Here is a 16250-nt window from a genome sequence, read left to right as displayed (position 1 = left end):
TATTCAGTTTACGCCTTGAACGGAGCCATGCCCGCGCGCGCCAATTCATCGGCGCGTTCGTTTTCGGGGTGGCCTGCGTGGCCCTTGACCCACTCCCACGTCACGTCATGGCGGGCGGTGGCGGCGTCAAGCCGTTGCCAAAGGTCCACGTTCTTCAAGCCGCCCTTCTTTTTCCAGCCGTTGCGTTTCCAGCTGTGAATCCACTTGGTGATCCCGTCTTTGACATAAGCGCTATCGGTCACAAGGGTCAGGGCGGTCCCGCGCTCAAGCGTTTCCAGCGCGTTGATCGCAGCCAACAGTTCCATGCGGTTGTTGGTCGTCTCGGGCTCGCCACCGCTGAGTTCGCGTTCTTTCACAACAGTGTCGCCCTCGCGGGCGATCAGCAAGGCACCCCAGCCACCGGGGCCGGGATTGCCCGAGCAGGCACCGTCCGTATAGGCAAAATACTCAGGCATTTTGGTCCTTCCGCGCACGCATGATCACAAATGGGGCAACGGTGCCGTCCAAACCGGGGGCTGCGCCTTCGCGTTCGGCAATGACGGTCAGTCCGGCATCTTGCAGAAGTCCGCGCAGTTCCGGCACCGTCACATATGTGTAGTAACGGTCGATCCTATCGCGTGCCGATCCGTCACCCGTTTTCATCCCGATATGAAAAATACCGCCGGGCTTAAGGGCCGCGGCAAGTGCTGCTAGATGGTGCGGAAGTTCCGTGCGCTTGGCGTGCAACAAACTGAAGTTGGCCCAGATCCCGTCATATATCGCATTGCCCGAAATCTCGTCAAAAGTGGCCAGACGCGCACCAATGGCGTGGCGGTCGTTCGCCAGCGTCACCATACCTTGTGAAGCATCCACCGGATCAGGCCGCAGCCCTGCGGCGCGCATATAGGCCGACGCAGACGCAGGCCCGCAGCCAAGGTCAAGCACATGCGCGTCCCGCTGCATGAGGTCAATAAAGGCCTGCAAGTCCGTGTCAGGGGCATCGCCTTTTGCAAGTTCGGCATAGGCGCTGGCTTTGATGTCGTAGACCGCGATTGTCTTGGGGTCCGGCATCAGAAAATCACCGGCAGAAATGAAAGGCAAACGATTGTCGTCAGAAGGACCCTCAGGTGCATCCACCATGGCGGCGCGAGTTTTAGCCGCCAGAAATGCCAATCCAGCAGCAGCAGGGCCAGAAAGCCCACGATCAGGTTGGTTGCCGCCGTCACCGGGCCGCCACCTGTCATGAAGAACGCCCAAAGTGCGGGAATGACGGACAGCACATAGCCTGCTGTCGCGATGCGACCGGTCGCTTTGGTCGCAAATCCCCACAGAACACCTGACATGAACGACAGGATGACAGCCCCATAGAACAACTGGACATAAGGGCCGATGAAACGGCCCCCCAAATTAATCTGGCCCCATGCGCCGAGCGACGGCACCAGAACAGTCAGCGCCCCCCACAGAAACGGCAGCAGGCCCGCAAGGCCGAGAATGAGCGCGGATCTTGGAATTGCCGTCATGCTTTTTCAAATGCCAGTCGCAAGGCCCATGCCGCAAAAATGCCAACCGTCAGGATGACACGCGGCAAGAACAGAATGGTCTCTATCCGCATCATGCGGGCTCTCTCAAGACGCGGGGGACTTTGAATTCCACGTTTTCCTCGGCGGTCACGACCATTTCGACCGTGACGTCAAAGCGGGCGCGGAAGGCGTCGATGACCTCGTTGATCAGCACTTCGGGGGCAGAGGCCCCTGCGGTGATCCCCATGGATGTGATCCCCTCAAGCGCACGCCAGTCGATATCGGCGGCGCGTTGGACCAGTTGGGCATAGTCGCATCCTGCACGTGCGCCGACCTCGACCAGCCGTTTGGAGTTTGACGAATTGGGAGCGCCGACGACCAGCATGGCATCGCATTTGGGTGCCATGGCTTTGACGGCTTCCTGACGGTTTGTCGTGGCGTAGCAGATATCTTCTTTGTGGGGGCCTACGATGCCGGGAAACCGGGCATGCAGGGCCGCGACGATATCAGCAGTGTCATCGACCGAAAGGGTGGTCTGGGTCACGAAAGCCAGCTTGGCCGGGTCGCGCACCTCAACTGTGGCCACATCATCCACGGTTTCGACCAGCAAAACCTCTCCAGAGGGCAACTGGCCCATGGTGCCGACTGTTTCTGGGTGGCCCTCGTGCCCGATCATGATCATTTGCAGGCCGTTGTCTGCATGGCGCTGGGCTTCGATATGGACCTTGCTGACAAGCGGGCAGGTGGCATCAACATAGATCATTTCGCGCTTGGCTGCGGCGGCAGGCACGGCCTTGGGCACACCGTGCGCGGAAAAGATTACGGGCCTGTCGTCGGGGCACTCATCCAGTTCTTCGACAAAGACGGCGCCCTTGTCCCGCAGGCCATCCACGACAAATTTGTTGTGGACGATTTCGTGGCGGACATAGACCGGTGCGCCCCATTTTTCCAAGGCCATTTCGACGATCTTGATGGCCCGGTCAACGCCAGCGCAAAAGCCACGCGGCGCGGCCAGATAAAGCGTGAGAGGGGATTTGGTCATTTGAGCCTCCGATACTTATGCCAGAGGTAAGGGTTTGGGCGCGCAAGGTCCAGCGCCCAAACCTGTGACGAAAGGTTTCAGCAAGTGCTAGGGCTCGACCCTAGGTTTCCTCAGCGACTTCCTCGGTCTGTTCAACGCGCGGCTCGCGGCTTGGTCGGCCAACGACGTCGCGCAATTCGTCCAACTCGATGAAGTTATCGGCCTGTCGGCGCAGTTCATCGGCAATCATCGGGGGCTGGCTGCGAATGGTCGAAACGACAGACACGCGCACGCCCTTGCGCTGCAAAGCTTCGATCAGCGGGCGGAAATCGCCATCGCCTGAGAACAGCACAACGTGGTCGACATGCGGAGCAAGCTCCATCGCATCGACAGCAAGTTCGATGTCCATGTTGCCCTTGACCTTACGGCGGCCCATGCTGTCGGTGTATTCCTTGGCTGGCTTTGTCACCATCGTGAAGCCGTTGTAGTGCAGCCAGTCGACCAGCGGACGAATGGGGGAATACTCGTCACTTTCCAGCAAAGCGGTGTAATAAAATGCCCGCAGCATCTTGCCGCGTCGCATGAATTCCTGCCGCAACAGTTTATAGTCGATGTCAAAGCCCAGCGACTTTGCCGCCGCATAGAGGTTTGATCCATCGATAAAGAGCGCCAATCGCTCATCACGATAAAACATAATTTTTCCTTCCAAAATCCATCGCCAATGAGCCTTTGGTGAGTGGTTATGCCCGGCGAGGATATGTTAATGTACGTTTTTGGTGCAGAGAGACAAGGTGCAATCATGACGGCTCATCAATCAATTGCCCTTATCGCATTGGGAAGTAATGAAAATTCAATTTGGGGTGACGCAAGGGAAACTGCCCAAAAAGCAATGTTGCTCGCAGCGCAACTTTCACCGGCCCCGGCGAATTGCAGCAAACTCTATGCAACCCCTGCATTTCCGGACCCGACGGACCCGCCATTCGTCAATGCGGCCATGGCTATTACGGTGGCTGGTGATGCGACGTCACTTTTTGATGCCTTGCAGGATATTGAACGGCAGGCGGGTAGGACACGGCACAAACGCTGGGGGCAGCGGACGCTGGATGTGGACCTGATCGCATTCGGCGATCAGGTCTTGCCCGATGCCGCGACCCAAACAGCATGGCGGGCCCTTTCGCCGCAGGCGCAAATGGAACAAACGCCTGATCGGCTGATCCTGCCGCATCCCCGTGTGCAGGATCGGTCATTCGTGCTGGTCCCGCTGGCCGATGTCGCGCCGGACTGGCGCCATCCGTTGCTGGGGCAGACGGTCACTGACATGCTGGCCGCGCGGCCCGCCGCCGAACGCGACACGGTGCAGCCATTGTGACGATTCGGGGCATCTTGGCCCGAGACCTGTGCCGCAATGAAGGCACTGCTGGCAAAAACCCAGTTTTCAAGGGGATCGCGCCCATCATTGCCCTTGTCATTGGCTTCTCTTGCTACTAAATACAGGCCTTCTAAGTCCTTTTTGCTTACTGGAGTACGCTATGGCCCGCGTCACCGTTGAAGATTGCGTCGACAAAGTTCCTAACCGGTTTGACCTTGTCATGCTTGCGGCACACCGTGCGCGCGAAATTTCGGCCGGCGCTCCGCTGACTGTCAAGCGTGACAACGACAAGAACCCCGTTGTGTCCCTGCGCGAGATTGCAGAAGAAACACAGCAGGCCGACGATCTGCGCGAGCGTATGATCGAAGCAAACCAGACCCAGATCGAGGTTGACGAACCTGAAGAGGACAGCATGTCCTTGTTGATGGGGGCCGAAAATGACAAGCCGGTCGAAGATGATATGTCAGAAGAAAAGCTGCTGCGCGCGCTTATGGATGCGCAAGGACAGCGTTAGGGTCACGCAAGGGGCCTTTCATGAACTAGGTGTTAGGCCCTGATGTCGACTGCCGATAATCTGATTGGGGCGGTCCGCGCCTACAATCCCCGCGCAAACGAAGTGCTTATTCAGGATGCGTTTGCCTTTGGTGCGCAAATGCATGAAGGGCAATTCCGCCATTCCGGTGAACCCTACTTCACCCATCCTGTTGCCGTTGCCAGCATTCTGGCTGAACAGCAAATGGATGATGCCACGCTGATCACGGCGTTGTTGCACGACACGATCGAAGATACCCCTGCCTCTTTTGCAGAGGTTGAAAAACGGTTTGGCCGCGAGATTGCCGAACTGGTCGATGGCGTGACAAAACTGACCAATCTCCAGCTTAATTCGACCGAGACAAAGCAGGCCGAGAATTTCCGCAAGCTGTTCATGGCCACCAGCCGCGATTTGCGGGTGACGTTGGTCAAACTCGCGGACCGTTTGCATAATATGCGCACGATCAAATCCATGCGCCCTGAAAAACAGGCGCAAAAAGCCCGCGAAACCATGGATATCTTTGCCCCCCTTGCAGGGCGCATGGGCATGCAATGGATGCGTGAAGAGCTTGAGGATCTGTCGTTTCGGGTCCTGAACCCCGAGGGGCGCAACTCCATCATTCGCCGTTTCATCACGCTGCAACGTGAAACCGGCGATGTGGTGCAAAAGATCACTGCGGACATGCGCACAGAGCTTGAAAAGGCCAATATCGTTGCTGACGTGCATGGCCGGGCGAAAAAGCCCTATTCAATCTGGCGCAAGATGCAGGAAAAGGATCAAGGGTTCAGCCGCCTGTCCGACATCTACGGCTTTCGGATTATTGTCGCTAACGAAAGCGACTGTTACCGGGCGCTGGGTGCCATCCATCAGCGATGGCGCGCTGTGCCTGGTCGTTTCAAGGATTACATCAGTCAGCCGAAAAGCAACGGCTACCGTTCAATCCACACGACCGTGTCGGGTCGTGATGGCAAACGGGTCGAGGTACAGATCCGCACCCGCGAAATGCATGAGGTGGCCGAAACCGGGGTTGCTGCCCATTGGTCCTACAAGAACGGGGAGCGGGTAGAAAACCGGTTTGCCGTTGATCCTGTGCAGTGGATTTCGTCGCTGACCGAAAGGTTCGAGGACGATCAGGACCACGATGAATTCCTCGAGGCTGTCAAGCTGGAAATGTACACCGATCAGGTGTTTTGTTTCACGCCAAAGGGGGATGTGATCAAATTGCCCCGTGGGGCGACACCGATTGATTTTGCCTATGCCATCCACACGCGCATTGGCGCGGCATGTGTGGGGGCCAAGGTGGATGGCTTGCGCGTCCCGCTTTGGACCCGGCTAAAGAATGGCCAGTCGGTCGAGGTGATCACCGCCGAAGGCCAGACGCCGCAGGCAACCTGGATCGACATTGCCGTGACGGGCCGTGCAAAGACAGCCATTCGCCGCAGCCTGCGCGAAGAAGACCGCGAACGTTTCGTCCGTCTGGGCCGCGAGTTGGCTCGCGTTGCCTTTGAAAACATGGGCAAGAAAGCCACCGAAAAGGCGCTGCGTACTGCCGCAAGATCCCTTGCAATCGACAGCGTTGATGAACTGCTTGCCCAGCTTGGCAGTGCCGAAATTACCGGCCGTGAAGTGGTGCGTGCCATCTATCCTGAACTGCACGACAACGAAGGCGAGGTCATTGACCAGAAGCGCGCTGTCGTGGGGCTGGGGCCAGAGCAATCGCAGCAGCGTGCGAACTGCTGCCAGCCCGTTCCAGGCGAACGGATCGTGGGCATCACGTTTCGCGGTCAGGGCGTGGTGGTCCATGCCATTGATTGCGCAGCCCTTGCGGATTACGAAGACCAGACCGAGCGTTGGATTGACCTGCGCTGGCAGGAAGGCACCCACAGTGCGGTCAACACCGTGACCCTTGATATCACGATTTCAAACGATGCGGGGGTCTTGGGGCGGATTTGTACATTGGTCGGCGAACAGGATGCAAATATCTCTGATTTGCGATTCATCGACCGGAAACCTGACTACTATAGACTGTTGATCGATATTGATTTGCGGGATGCCGAACATCTGCACCGTGTGATGACGGCGCTTGAAGCGGAAAGCAACGTATCGTCTATTGCGCGGCACAGGGACCCTGCGCTGAATACAATGGGACTTCGCTAGGTTTGGCGCAAAGGATAGCTTTCATTGGTGTTTAAGCGCAGGGATAGGCGACCGATCTGGAAGATTGCGGTCGGTGTTCTCTACCCGCGCGGCGGGTGGGGGCGTGCTGCGCAATATGTAAAACACCGTTTGCGCAGATTGCCGGATACGCCCGAAAAGATTTCGCGCGGCATTGCCGCTGGCGTTTTCACGAGTTTCACTCCCTTTTATGGTCTGCATTTCATCATTGCTGCGATTATCGCACGACTGATGCGTGGGAATATTCTGGCGTCATTACTGGGCACCTTCTTCGGTAATCCGCTGACTTACATCCCCATCGGCGTCGCATCGCTGGGTACCGGCTATTTGATGATCGGGCGACCATTCAACGCGGCTCTGTTCGGGATTGGCGAAAGAACCGACGACAACTTTTGTGGGCTGGGGTGCCGGTTTGGCAATGCCTTCAACGATATCTGGCACAATCTGCGGGCGATCTTTACGCCTGAAAAGGCAGACTGGCACGGGCTTATCGATTTCTATGTGGAGGTGTTCTACCCCTACATGATTGGCGGCATCCTGCCGGGCGCCATATGTGCGCTGGCCTCTTACTATATGTCCGTCCCGCTGATTGCAGCCTATCAGAAACGGCGCCGGTCGGCCCTGCGCGCAAAGCTTGACCAACTCAAGAAAAAAACCACATCATCGCGAGACTGAAAATAGTCGCTGTCAAAGGAAATCTGCATGACCAACAAGCTGCGTCTTGGTGTGAACATCGATCATGTCGCGACCGTGCGCAATGCGCGCGGGGGCAATGTGCCTGACCCTATTCGTGCGGCGGTCATCGCCCAAGAGGCTGGTGCCGATGGGATCACGGCGCATTTGCGCGAAGACCGCCGCCATATTGTCGATGCCGATATCGACGGCTTGATGCAGGCATTGACGGTTCCGCTCAATTTCGAGATGGCGGCGACAGAGGAAATGCAGGCGATTGCCCTGCGCCACAAACCCCATGCGGTCTGTCTTGTCCCCGAAAAACGCGAAGAGCGCACGACCGAAGGCGGGCTGGAGGTGGCAAAGCAGGACAATGCGCTCGCTCAATATATCAAACCCTTCACCGACGCGGGGTCGCGTGTTTCGCTGTTTATCGCCGCCGACAAGGCGCAGGTAGAAGCGGCAGCACGGATTGGCGCACCTGTCATCGAATTGCACGCAGGCGCCTATGCCGATGCATGGGCCGAAGAACGCTGGGACGAACGTGACAGCGAATTGTCCAAGATCACCGATATGGCCGCCTATGCCCAGGAACTGGGGCTTGAGGTCCATGTGGGCCATGGCCTGACCTATGACAGCGTTGGTCCGATTGCGGCGCTGCCGGGCGTGGCCGAGCTGAACATCGGCCATTTCATCATCGGCGAGGCGATCTTTCGCGGGCTGGGGCCGGCGATTGCCGAAATGCGCCGCTGCATGGACGTGGCCCGCGCGTGATGCAAGGGCAGCTTGAGCCGACCCGGTTGGAGCGCGCCACAATGCGCGAGGTCACAGACCATGCCTGCGCTCTGGCTGCCGAGGGTAAGGATATTGTCTTTACCGCCGCTATTGTGATGGATGGCAAGGTTGTCGCGCGCGCCAGAAACGAAGCGGCGGACACAAACGATGTCAGCCGCCATGCGGAAGTGGTGGCAATTGCAAAAGCGACCGACGCCTTGGGTAAACGCGATCTGACCGGGGCGACGCTGGTTTCGTCCTGTCAGCCCTGTGAAATGTGCTTGTCCACGATGCGTTGGGCGCGGATCGCAAGGGTGGTCTTTGCCGCCCAGCAGGCCAACACCGCCCCGGCCTTTTTCAGGTTTCCCAAACTGACAATTCTGGATTTTCATGCCGCTTGTGAAGGCGCATTTGACTGGTACGGTGGGTTGGACGAAGATCGCGTTCACCATATTTACGGACAAAAGAAACGGTCATGATAAAGCATATTGTTACGTTGGATTTATTGCCCGACCACGACACCGCTGAATTACAGGCGGTCATGACCGGGCTGGATGAACTTCGGTCCCAGCTGGACGGTTTTGTCGGTTTTGACCACGGGCCAAACCGCGACTTTGAAGGGATGTCACCCGGATGCGACTATGGATTCATCTGCGAGTTCGCGAATGAAGATACGTCTCGGGCCTATATCGTCCATCCGGTACATGCCGCATTGGGCCGTCGATTGGTAGCACTATGCAATGGCGGGGTGACGGGGATTACCGTCGTTGATCTGGATGCGGGTGCATGATCCTCGGCGTCGGTACTGATCTGGCCAACATTGACAGGATCGCAGGCACATTAGAACGCTTTGGCGACCGGTTCCGCAATCGGGTGTTCACCGACGTTGAACAGGCCAAGGCAGAGCGGCGCAAAGACGTGGCAGGCACCTACGCCAAACGATGGGCCGCCAAGGAGGCCTGTTCAAAGGCGCTGGGTACCGGGCTTGCCATGGGGATCGCCTGGAAAGACATGTCAGTCAGCAACCTGTACACTGGACAGCCCGTTATGCATGTCACCGGCTGGGCCAAAGAACGACTGGACAGCATGACGCCAGATGGGCACGAGGCCATTATCCACGTCACGCTGACTGACGATCACCCGTGGGCACAGGCTTTTGTCGTGATCGAAGCGAGGGCCATCGCTTGACAGGGCACGCCCATCCGCCCATGTAGCGAGAAACCGTTACAAAGGATCAGACTATGGCCGAAAAAACAGGCTTTATCGGCAGCATTATCGAAACGCTCAAAACAATCTTTTGGGCGCTGCTGATTGCGGGCATCTTTCGGACGATCTTTTTCCAGCCATTCTGGATTCCGTCAGGGTCGATGAAAGACACGTTGCTGATCGGAGATTTCCTGTTCGTAAACAAGATGGCCTATGGCTATTCCTATGCGTCCTGCCCGTCTGTGCGGATTCCGCAGCTTGGACTTGATGTGGGTGCAGATGATTTCTGTGGCTGGTTCGAAGGAAAAGATGGCCGGCTGCTCGGATCGGACCCTGAAAGAGGTGATATCGTGGTGTTCCGCCACCCTGTCACAGGGGTCGATTTCATCAAACGGCTGATCGGTTTGCCCGGTGACCGGATTCAGATGAAAGCAGGTCGCCTTTACATCAATGACGTGGCCACCGAGGTCGCAGATGGCGGTGTATTCACCGAAGTGAAGGAACCACAAGGTCCCCTACGTAATACGCCACGGTGCGAAAATGCACCGGTGGGGCCGGGGGCGGACTGCACCAAAAGCCGCCAGATCGAGACGCTGCCCAACGGGGTGCAGCACAGCATCCTCAACATTATTGATCAGGCGTCGACTGATGACACGGGCGTTTTCACGGTGCCGGACAACCAGTTCTTCTTCATGGGTGACAACCGCGATAATTCAACCGATAGCCGGGTGCCGCAAAACCGCAGCGGGGTCGGTTTTGTTGATCGCAAAGATATCGTTGGCCGCGCCGACCGCGTGATCTTTTCATCTGCGGGCCGGTCCATGCTGGCGTTCTGGACATGGCGCAGCGACCGTTTTTTCAAAGCGCTTGACTAGGGGCCTTGGCATGATTGCAGACGGCAAGAATGGGGTAAGTGCATGAAGCTTTCCGCAGACCTGTCCGCCTTGTCTGTCCGGCTTGGTCACAGCTTCACCAAACCGGAACTCTTGGTGCGGTCGGTCACACATGCGTCGATGCTGAGTCCGCACCGCGATGACAATCAGCGTCTGGAATTTCTGGGGGACCGGGTGCTGGGTCTGGTGATGGCCGAAGCCTTGCTGCAAGCGGACCCGTCCGCGCCCGAAGGGTTGCTTGCGCCTCGCTACAACGCGCTTGTGCGCCGCGAAGCCTGTGCCGATGTGGCCCGACAGATTGATCTTGGCGCCGTGCTGAAGCTTGGCCGGTCAGAGATGAAATCAGGTGGCCGCCGCAAGGAAGCCTTGCTGGCCGATGCGATGGAAGCTGTCATTGCTGCGGTCTATCTGGATGGCGGATACGAGGCTGCGCGCCGGGTCGTTCTTGCCCAATGGGGCGACCGCATTCGCAATGTTGCGGCAGATGCGCGTGACGCAAAGACCGCGCTGCAAGAATGGGCACAGGCACGCGGCGAAGTCCCCCCGCAATATGTGGAAGTGGGCCGCAGTGGCCCTGACCACCAGCCCATATTCACGATAGAGGTGCGGCTTGCCTCTGGCCCGTCCCAGCAGGCAACAGCCGGATCAAAAAGACAGGCTGAACAGGCTGCGGCGACGGCCCTTTTGAAGAAAGTAAGCGCATGACCAAAGCTGGATTCGTTGCCTTGATCGGAGAACCGAACGCAGGGAAATCGACCCTTCTCAACCACATGGTCGGCGCGAAAGTGTCGATTGTGACGCATAAGGTGCAAACCACGCGGGCGCGCATTCGCGGCGTGGCGATGGCCGGCGATGCGCAACTGATCTTTGTCGATACACCGGGCCTGTTCAAACCCCGTAGGCGGTTGGATCGCGCCATGGTCGCCGCCGCATGGGGCGGGGCCGCTGATGCAGATGTGGTCGTCTTGATGATAGAGGCGCACCGCGGCATGACAGATGGGGTGAAGGCCATTCTGGAGGCGCTTGCCGAACGGGCAGGACAAGCGCCGATAGCGTTGGCGATCAACAAGATCGACAAAGTGAAATCCGAAGTGCTTTTGGCGCTGACCAAGGACATGAATGATGCTTATCCATTCGCCGAAACCTTTATGATCTCGGCCGAACGTGGGCATGGCTGCGACGTTTTGCGCGACTGGCTGGTCGCACAAGTCCCCGAAGGGCCGTATCTGTACCCCGAGGATCAGATTGCGGATTTGCCGCTGCGCATGATTGCGGCCGAAATGACCCGCGAAAAGCTGACGCTGCGCCTGCATCAGGAATTGCCGTATGAGTTGACCGTCGAGACCGAGAATTGGGAAGACCGCCCAGATGGATCGGTGCGCATTGATCAATTGATCTATGTCGCCCGCGACGGGCACAAAGGCATCGTGCTGGGCAAAGGTGGAGAGACCGTCAAGGGCGTCAGCACAGCGGCACGGCTTGAATTGGAAGAATTCCTTGGCCGCCGCGTGCATTTGTTTCTCAAGGTGAAAGTCAGGCCAAACTGGCTGGAGGAATCAGAGCGGTACTCTGAAATGGGCCTTGATTTCAAAGACGGCAATTCGTGAAACTGACCGCCGACATATGGGTGTCGGCCTATTTGACCCGGCTGAGGCTTCAGAATATCCCGGCCTTTGTCGTCAGCCGCGGTGACGCAACGGCAGGGGCCGTTCTGGTGAAACTGAACACCCTGGACGGGATGGCGCGATGTTTTCAGCGCAGTTTTGATCTGAGCACAGGCGAACGCCAGTGGATGGTGCTGACCGAAGGGCCAGAACCGGATATCGATGCGTCGATCAGCAAACAACGCAGCTTTGACCCCGACCTTTGGGTGATCGAGGTCGAGGACAAACAAGGGCGGCACCTTTTGAACGAACCGGGGCTTGAATGAGGTTTTTTTGCCTCCGGCGGGGATATTTCTGGCCATAAGAAGCGATGGGCACAGCGACGATGAGCGACCGACAATGCTTGATCTTTTTACCGACAATGCTTGATCTTTTTAGCGCATCCCCCCTCTTCTTATGGCCGAAAAATATCCCCGCCGGAGGCATCCGCAAACTGATGTACGTTGCACAGATGGCTATTTTGCGATGATATTGAGCCCATGATCGATTGGACCGACGAAGGTGCTATTCTGGCCAGCCGCCCGTTTGGTGAAACTTCGGTGATTATCGAAGTCTTTTGCGCGCAACATGGTCGCCATGCGGGGGTAGTTCGCGGCGGGAATAGCCGCAAACGCAGCCCTGCGTTGCAGCCAGGTGCGCAGGTCTCGCTGACATGGAAGGCACGGCTGGAAAGCCATCTGGGGACCTTTGCAGTTGAACCGCTGCGCAGTCGCACCGCAGTGGCAATGCGGGACCGGCTGTCGCTTGCCGGTCTCAATGCCGTTTGTGCCATCCTTGCGCATGTGCTGCCAGAGCGCGAGGCGCATGTACCGCTTTATCAACGCACAATCAGTCTGCTGGATTTGCTGGGGCAAGGCGACGTTTGGCCGTTGGCCTATTTGCGGTGGGAGCAGGCCTTGCTGGATGAAATGGGGTTCGGGATGGATCTGTCGCGCTGTGCGGTGCGGGGCGTCAACCAAGACCTGATCTATGTCTCACCCAAGTCAGGGCGGGCTGTCAGCCGGGAGGCGGCAGGCGAATGGGTAGAGCGCATGTTGCCCCTGCCGCCTGTTTTGGCGGGCAAGGGTGATGCCAACACAGCAGATATTCTAACTGCCTTGAAAACGACAGGCTATTTCATTGAACACAGGCTCATGCGCAGTCTGGGCGACCGTCCCATGCCCGCAGCGCGGGGGCGGCTCTTGGATGCCATCAGTCGAGCAGGCGACGCGCAATGACCTGCGCCTGAATTTCAGCAGCCCCTTCAAAGATGTTCAGGATCCGCGCGTCACACAATATCCGGCTGATCTTGTATTCCAGCGCGAACCCGTTCCCGCCGTGGATTTGCAGCGCGTTATCGGCGCAGGCCCAAGCCACGCGCGCGGCGTGCAGTTTGGCCATCCCGGCCTCCAGATCACAACGCCGGTCGTTGTCTTTCTCGTGGGCGCTGAAATAGGTCAGTTGACGTGCGACCATGATTTCAACCGCCATCATTGCCAGTTTGCCAGAGACCCGCGGAAAGTCGATCAGGGCCTTGCCAAACTGCTTGCGGTCTTGCGCGTAGCGCATCCCTTCGTCCAGCGCTGATTGCGCCACCCCGACGGCGCGGGCGGCAGTCTGGATGCGGGCGGATTCAAAGGTCTGCATCAATTGCTTGAAGCCCTGACCTTCGGTTGCGCCCAGCAGGTTTTCGCCTTTCACTTTGAAATCGTCAAAGTTCAGCGTGTATTCCTTCATGCCGCGATAGCCCAGCACTTCAATCTCGCCGCCGGAAATACCGGGGTCGACAAAGGGCTGTTCGTCTGTGCCTGGCGTCTTTTCTGCAAGGAACATGGACAGCCCCTTGTAATTGTCTGTGTCTGCCACGGTGCGGGCCAAAACCGTCATGACATGGGTACGGGCCGCATGGGTGATCCAAGTTTTGTTGCCTGTGATGATCCAGTCTTCACCATCCTTGCGCGCGCGGGTCCGCAAGGCCCCCAGATCGGACCCGGTGTTTGGTTCGGTAAACACGGCGGTGGGCAGGATTTCGGCGCTGGCCAGGCCGGGCAGCCATTTTTCTTTTTGTGCGTCCGTGCCGCCGCAAAGAATGAGTTCGGCTGCGATTTCCGATCGCGTCCCCAGCGAGCCGACCCCGATATACCCGCGGGACAATTCCTCTGACACGACGCACATGGAGGCTTTCGACAGCCCGAATCCACCGTATTCTTCGGGAATGGTCAAGCCGAAGACGCCCAATTCGGCCATTTCATCGATGACCTCCATGGGGATCAGTTCGTCTTTGAGGTGCCATTCATGTGCGTAGGGTTCAACCTTTTCGACACTGAAACGGCGGAACTGTTCGCGGATCATTTCAAGCTCATCATCCAGCCCGGACGCGCCTACCGTGACATTTGCGGATTGTTCCTGCATCAGTTCAACCAGTCGTGTACGCGCGGCCTGCGTATTACCGTTCTGGGTGAGGGTTGTGACAGTTGAGGTCAGGAAGGCGGACTGATCACCTGCGGGCACGCCAATGTCCTGTAGGCGAATGATTTCGCCTTGGTTCATCTGGATGCCGCCATGGATTTGCCAAAGATATTCGCCGAACGTGATTTGAAGGATGAGTTTTTCGACCTCTCCGAATCGGCCCATGCTGTTCAGTTTGCGAGCCCAATTATGCATCTGCTCAAGTGCCTGCGCATAGGTCGCAAGCCACGCAAACCCGTGCGCAGCGGTCTGGTTTGCCTCGATCAACTGTCCTGAAATGCGGTTTTCGTCGCTGACAATGGACTTCACCGCAGATTTCGCTGCCGCAAGAACAGCATTCACCGCTGGCAGTGCATCTGCAGTCAGGCCCAGAAGATCATCCAGAATTGGATTCTGTTGCATGCTCATGTCCTGTCCGTCGTGTGCCATGTCGATTCCTCTTTTATGCAGATGCAGAGATATCTGCTTTGCAGGTGCAGCGCAATAATAATGCCGTAAAAGGTTTTTTTATGAACAAAAGTGTCGCGAAGATATTTCGAGTGCAAGGCATCAATATGCGCTGAAAGGGATCAGGCAATGGACCAGCTTTTTCAGCTAATATCGCCCGGGTTTCTTTGCGCCCCTGCAGCTTTAGCCTTCCTTGGGGGTGTCGTGAAGGGGACCGTCGGTTTTGCCATGCCGATGATCCTGATTTCGGGGCTGAGCATGTTTTTGTCCCCGGAGATCGCCTTGGCCGATTTGATCCTGCCAACACTTTCAAGCAACATTTGGCAGGTGATGCGGCAAGGTGTGGTCGCAGCTGGCGTTCCGTGATGGAGTAACGGGTCTATCTTGTGACTTGTTTGTTTGTCCTGATTCTGAGCGCACAATTGGTGCGCACCATTCCCCAGTCGCTGCTATATTTGTTTCCAGGCGTTATTTTAACACTATTTACGGTGATGCAAATCGCCGGGAGGCGCCCCCCCGCTCAGCAAAAAAGCCACTGCGGCTTGAAGCCGCGGTGGGCAGTCTTGCGAGTTTCATGGGGGGTATCGGGCGTGTGGGGTCCGCCCACCGTGGCCTACCTGATGGCTGTGAATACTTCCAAAAGCGGATCAGATGCGGGTACAGGGAGCGATTTACGGGCTTGGGACGGTTGCCCTGTTTGGTGCGCATTCGCATTCGGGCGTGATGCGGGCAGAGACCTGGCTGCTTTCTGCCGGTATGGTTGTGCCTGCGTCGGCGGGAATGGCGGTAGGGTTTCGCGTGCAGGACCGCATAAATCAACAGGTCTTTCGTCAGGTCACATTGATCGTCCTTTTGATTGCGGGTTTGAATCTTCTGCGGCGGGGGATGATGGGTTAAAGCCCATCTTACGGTTTGGCCGCTGCTCCGCTACGACAGCAAGGCCTCAAAGCCACAGACGCTGGCCAGTTCCAGCACTTGACTGGCCGGGACGACTTCGAAGTCGGCGCTGTAAATTTGTTCTCCATTTTTTATCGCCGTCATGTTCCATGTCCCGTAGACCCTTTCGTAGGGTGCATCGAATTGGTAAAATGTCACTGAAGGGGCGCTCCCGCTGATTTTGCTCCCGAAATTTTGCTCTTCAACCCGGTCCTTGCCCATCGGGGGATGTGTCACCAATATTGTCACCCCCTGAAGTCCTGCGGGATCACGTGCCATTGCCTTGACCCCGAAGCCGATGCCGATAACGGCAGGGACCCTGCGGTTTGTTGAGACAAAAGGAGGGTCCACATCTATCACATGGGTCGTGCCCGCGACGGTGCCGGGGGCCGGTGTGCTGCCGACAGGTTCCGGGGCGCAGATGATCCCGGCCTCGAAACTGGCAATCTGGTCACTTATTCTATCTTCAGAAAGCGTTTCGGACAACAGCACTGAGGGCAGGCAGACAAGCAGGGCAATGATAGGTTTCATGTGCCCCAAGCTAAAGCCTGCAAGCACAATGTCGAGTGCAACCGGCCCTCATCAGACGCATTGCGCGAAAGCAAGCCTTCCGC

General features: G+C 57.4%; 22 protein-coding genes. 15 read left to right on the top strand and 7 right to left on the bottom strand.

The features are described from left to right. Window positions 1-8: 8 nt before the first annotated feature. From rnhA to C8N45_RS11515, 5 genes are all read right to left on the bottom strand, one after another. Window positions 9-455 carry a ribonuclease HI gene (gene rnhA / locus C8N45_RS11535; RefSeq protein ID WP_108386417.1) on the bottom strand — a complete coding sequence of 149 codons (447 nt, stop codon included), beginning with the start codon at window positions 453-455 and terminating at the stop codon, window positions 9-11. Continuing rightward, window positions 448-1050 carry a methyltransferase domain-containing protein gene (locus tag C8N45_RS11530; RefSeq protein WP_108386416.1) on the bottom strand — a complete coding sequence of 201 codons (603 nt, stop codon included), beginning with the start codon at window positions 1048-1050 and terminating at the stop codon, window positions 448-450. The genes rnhA and C8N45_RS11530 overlap by 8 nt, the downstream gene beginning before the upstream one ends. Beyond that, window positions 1050-1499, bottom strand: a complete 450-nt coding sequence (locus C8N45_RS11525) for a DUF3429 domain-containing protein (RefSeq protein ID WP_108386415.1) — start codon at window positions 1497-1499, stop codon at window positions 1050-1052. The genes C8N45_RS11530 and C8N45_RS11525 overlap by 1 nt, the downstream gene beginning before the upstream one ends. A 91-nt stretch (window positions 1500-1590) precedes the next feature. Further along, window positions 1591-2541 carry a 4-hydroxy-3-methylbut-2-enyl diphosphate reductase gene (gene ispH, locus C8N45_RS11520; RefSeq protein ID WP_108386414.1) on the bottom strand — a complete coding sequence of 317 codons (951 nt, stop codon included), beginning with the start codon at window positions 2539-2541 and terminating at the stop codon, window positions 1591-1593. A 100-nt stretch (window positions 2542-2641) separates the two neighbouring features. Continuing rightward, complete coding sequence (locus tag C8N45_RS11515; protein ID WP_108386413.1) at window positions 2642-3214, bottom strand: LabA-like NYN domain-containing protein; 573 nt, start codon at window positions 3212-3214, stop codon at window positions 2642-2644. Between the two features lie 105 nt (window positions 3215-3319). Between C8N45_RS11515 and folK the strand changes: the two genes are divergently transcribed. The 13 genes from folK (at window position 3320) to recO (ending at window position 13022) form a co-directional block, all read left to right on the top strand. Beyond that, entirely contained in the window at window positions 3320-3889 is a 570-nt protein-coding gene (folK, locus tag C8N45_RS11510; protein ID WP_108386558.1) for a 2-amino-4-hydroxy-6-hydroxymethyldihydropteridine diphosphokinase, read from the top strand. Window positions 3890-4049: 160 nt separating this feature from the next. Further along, the gene (gene rpoZ / locus C8N45_RS11505) at window positions 4050-4403 is read left to right on the top strand and encodes a DNA-directed RNA polymerase subunit omega (protein ID WP_108386412.1); all 354 of its coding nucleotides are present in this window, start codon (window positions 4050-4052) and stop codon (window positions 4401-4403) included. 42 nt (window positions 4404-4445) lie between these two features. Beyond that, window positions 4446-6578: a RelA/SpoT family protein gene (locus tag C8N45_RS11500; protein ID WP_108386411.1), complete on the top strand. Its 2133-nt coding sequence runs from the start codon at window positions 4446-4448 to the stop codon at window positions 6576-6578. A 24-nt stretch (window positions 6579-6602) separates the two neighbouring features. Beyond that, the gene (locus tag C8N45_RS11495; RefSeq protein ID WP_108386410.1) at window positions 6603-7271 is read left to right on the top strand and encodes a DUF2062 domain-containing protein; all 669 of its coding nucleotides are present in this window, start codon (window positions 6603-6605) and stop codon (window positions 7269-7271) included. 27 nt (window positions 7272-7298) lie between these two features. Beyond that, complete coding sequence (locus tag C8N45_RS11490) at window positions 7299-8042, top strand: pyridoxine 5'-phosphate synthase (RefSeq protein WP_108386409.1); 744 nt, start codon at window positions 7299-7301, stop codon at window positions 8040-8042. Then, window positions 8042-8521, top strand: coding sequence for a nucleoside deaminase (locus tag C8N45_RS11485; protein ID WP_108386408.1), 480 nt, complete (start codon window positions 8042-8044; stop codon window positions 8519-8521). The genes C8N45_RS11490 and C8N45_RS11485 overlap by 1 nt, the downstream gene beginning before the upstream one ends. Further along, window positions 8518-8832: a Dabb family protein gene (locus tag C8N45_RS11480; RefSeq protein ID WP_108386407.1), complete on the top strand. Its 315-nt coding sequence runs from the start codon at window positions 8518-8520 to the stop codon at window positions 8830-8832. The genes C8N45_RS11485 and C8N45_RS11480 overlap by 4 nt, the downstream gene beginning before the upstream one ends. After that, window positions 8829-9230, top strand: a complete 402-nt coding sequence (gene acpS, locus C8N45_RS11475; protein WP_108386406.1) for a holo-ACP synthase — start codon at window positions 8829-8831, stop codon at window positions 9228-9230. Before C8N45_RS11480 ends, acpS begins: the two co-directional genes overlap by 4 nt. 53 nt (window positions 9231-9283) lie before the next feature. Then, window positions 9284-10123 carry a signal peptidase I gene (gene lepB / locus C8N45_RS11470; RefSeq protein WP_108386405.1) on the top strand — a complete coding sequence of 280 codons (840 nt, stop codon included), beginning with the start codon at window positions 9284-9286 and terminating at the stop codon, window positions 10121-10123. 42 nt (window positions 10124-10165) lie between these two features. After that, entirely contained in the window at window positions 10166-10846 is a 681-nt protein-coding gene (rnc, locus tag C8N45_RS11465) for a ribonuclease III (RefSeq protein ID WP_108386404.1), read from the top strand. Then, window positions 10843-11748, top strand: a complete 906-nt coding sequence (era, locus tag C8N45_RS11460; protein ID WP_108386403.1) for a GTPase Era — start codon at window positions 10843-10845, stop codon at window positions 11746-11748. Before rnc ends, era begins: the two co-directional genes overlap by 4 nt. Next, on the top strand, window positions 11745-12071 hold the full coding sequence (locus C8N45_RS11455) for a DUF1491 family protein (protein ID WP_108386402.1): 327 nt from the start codon (window positions 11745-11747) through the stop codon (window positions 12069-12071). The genes era and C8N45_RS11455 overlap by 4 nt, the downstream gene beginning before the upstream one ends. A 213-nt stretch (window positions 12072-12284) precedes the next feature. Then, a complete protein-coding gene (gene recO / locus C8N45_RS11450; RefSeq protein WP_108386401.1) occupies window positions 12285-13022 on the top strand; it encodes a DNA repair protein RecO in 738 nt (245 codons plus the stop codon). Here recO and C8N45_RS11445 read toward each other — a convergent pair. Next, entirely contained in the window at window positions 12997-14682 is a 1686-nt protein-coding gene (locus tag C8N45_RS11445; protein ID WP_108386400.1) for an acyl-CoA dehydrogenase family protein, read from the bottom strand. The genes recO and C8N45_RS11445 overlap by 26 nt on opposite strands. A 147-nt stretch (window positions 14683-14829) precedes the next feature. Between C8N45_RS11445 and C8N45_RS24015 the strand changes: the two genes are divergently transcribed. Next, the gene (locus tag C8N45_RS24015) at window positions 14830-15066 is read left to right on the top strand and encodes a hypothetical protein (RefSeq protein WP_309498863.1); all 237 of its coding nucleotides are present in this window, start codon (window positions 14830-14832) and stop codon (window positions 15064-15066) included. A 285-nt stretch (window positions 15067-15351) separates the two neighbouring features. Further along, a complete protein-coding gene (locus C8N45_RS24010) occupies window positions 15352-15597 on the top strand; it encodes a hypothetical protein (protein WP_309498861.1) in 246 nt (81 codons plus the stop codon). A gap of 30 nt (window positions 15598-15627) precedes the next feature. On the opposite strand, the gene C8N45_RS11435 is transcribed toward C8N45_RS24010, so the two are convergent. Continuing rightward, on the bottom strand, window positions 15628-16167 hold the full coding sequence (locus tag C8N45_RS11435) for a DUF3859 domain-containing protein (RefSeq protein ID WP_108386399.1): 540 nt from the start codon (window positions 16165-16167) through the stop codon (window positions 15628-15630). Between the last annotated feature and the right edge of the window lie 83 nt (window positions 16168-16250).

The organism is Yoonia sediminilitoris (assembly GCF_003058085.1).
Taxonomy (GTDB): domain Bacteria; phylum Pseudomonadota; class Alphaproteobacteria; order Rhodobacterales; family Rhodobacteraceae; genus Yoonia; species Yoonia sediminilitoris.
The sequence above is the reverse complement of the archived record's forward strand: the minus strand, read 5'-3'. Positions and strand labels throughout refer to the sequence as shown.

Coding starts and splice junctions, on each gene's coding strand:
- C8N45_RS11515 (WP_108386413.1), bottom strand. CDS start 3,214: ATGTTTTATCGTGATGAGCGATTGGCGCTCTTTATCGATGGATCAAAC.
- ispH (WP_108386414.1), bottom strand. CDS start 2,541: ATGACCAAATCCCCTCTCACGCTTTATCTGGCCGCGCCGCGTGGCTTT.
- rnhA (WP_108386417.1), bottom strand. CDS start 455: ATGCCTGAGTATTTTGCCTATACGGACGGTGCCTGCTCGGGCAATCCC.
- C8N45_RS11525 (WP_108386415.1), bottom strand. CDS start 1,499: ATGACGGCAATTCCAAGATCCGCGCTCATTCTCGGCCTTGCGGGCCTG.
- folK (WP_108386558.1), top strand. CDS start 3,320: ATGACGGCTCATCAATCAATTGCCCTTATCGCATTGGGAAGTAATGAA.
- acpS (WP_108386406.1), top strand. CDS start 8,829: ATGATCCTCGGCGTCGGTACTGATCTGGCCAACATTGACAGGATCGCA.
- C8N45_RS11490 (WP_108386409.1), top strand. CDS start 7,299: ATGACCAACAAGCTGCGTCTTGGTGTGAACATCGATCATGTCGCGACC.
- C8N45_RS11530 (WP_108386416.1), bottom strand. CDS start 1,050: ATGCCGGACCCCAAGACAATCGCGGTCTACGACATCAAAGCCAGCGCC.
- era (WP_108386403.1), top strand. CDS start 10,843: ATGACCAAAGCTGGATTCGTTGCCTTGATCGGAGAACCGAACGCAGGG.
- C8N45_RS24010 (WP_309498861.1), top strand. CDS start 15,352: ATGCGGGTACAGGGAGCGATTTACGGGCTTGGGACGGTTGCCCTGTTT.
- C8N45_RS11500 (WP_108386411.1), top strand. CDS start 4,446: ATGTCGACTGCCGATAATCTGATTGGGGCGGTCCGCGCCTACAATCCC.
- C8N45_RS11480 (WP_108386407.1), top strand. CDS start 8,518: ATGATAAAGCATATTGTTACGTTGGATTTATTGCCCGACCACGACACC.
- rnc (WP_108386404.1), top strand. CDS start 10,166: ATGAAGCTTTCCGCAGACCTGTCCGCCTTGTCTGTCCGGCTTGGTCAC.
- rpoZ (WP_108386412.1), top strand. CDS start 4,050: ATGGCCCGCGTCACCGTTGAAGATTGCGTCGACAAAGTTCCTAACCGG.
- C8N45_RS11485 (WP_108386408.1), top strand. CDS start 8,042: ATGCAAGGGCAGCTTGAGCCGACCCGGTTGGAGCGCGCCACAATGCGC.
- C8N45_RS11435 (WP_108386399.1), bottom strand. CDS start 16,167: ATGAAACCTATCATTGCCCTGCTTGTCTGCCTGCCCTCAGTGCTGTTG.
- recO (WP_108386401.1), top strand. CDS start 12,285: ATGATCGATTGGACCGACGAAGGTGCTATTCTGGCCAGCCGCCCGTTT.
- C8N45_RS11445 (WP_108386400.1), bottom strand. CDS start 14,682: ATGGCACACGACGGACAGGACATGAGCATGCAACAGAATCCAATTCTG.
- lepB (WP_108386405.1), top strand. CDS start 9,284: ATGGCCGAAAAAACAGGCTTTATCGGCAGCATTATCGAAACGCTCAAA.
- C8N45_RS24015 (WP_309498863.1), top strand. CDS start 14,830: ATGGACCAGCTTTTTCAGCTAATATCGCCCGGGTTTCTTTGCGCCCCT.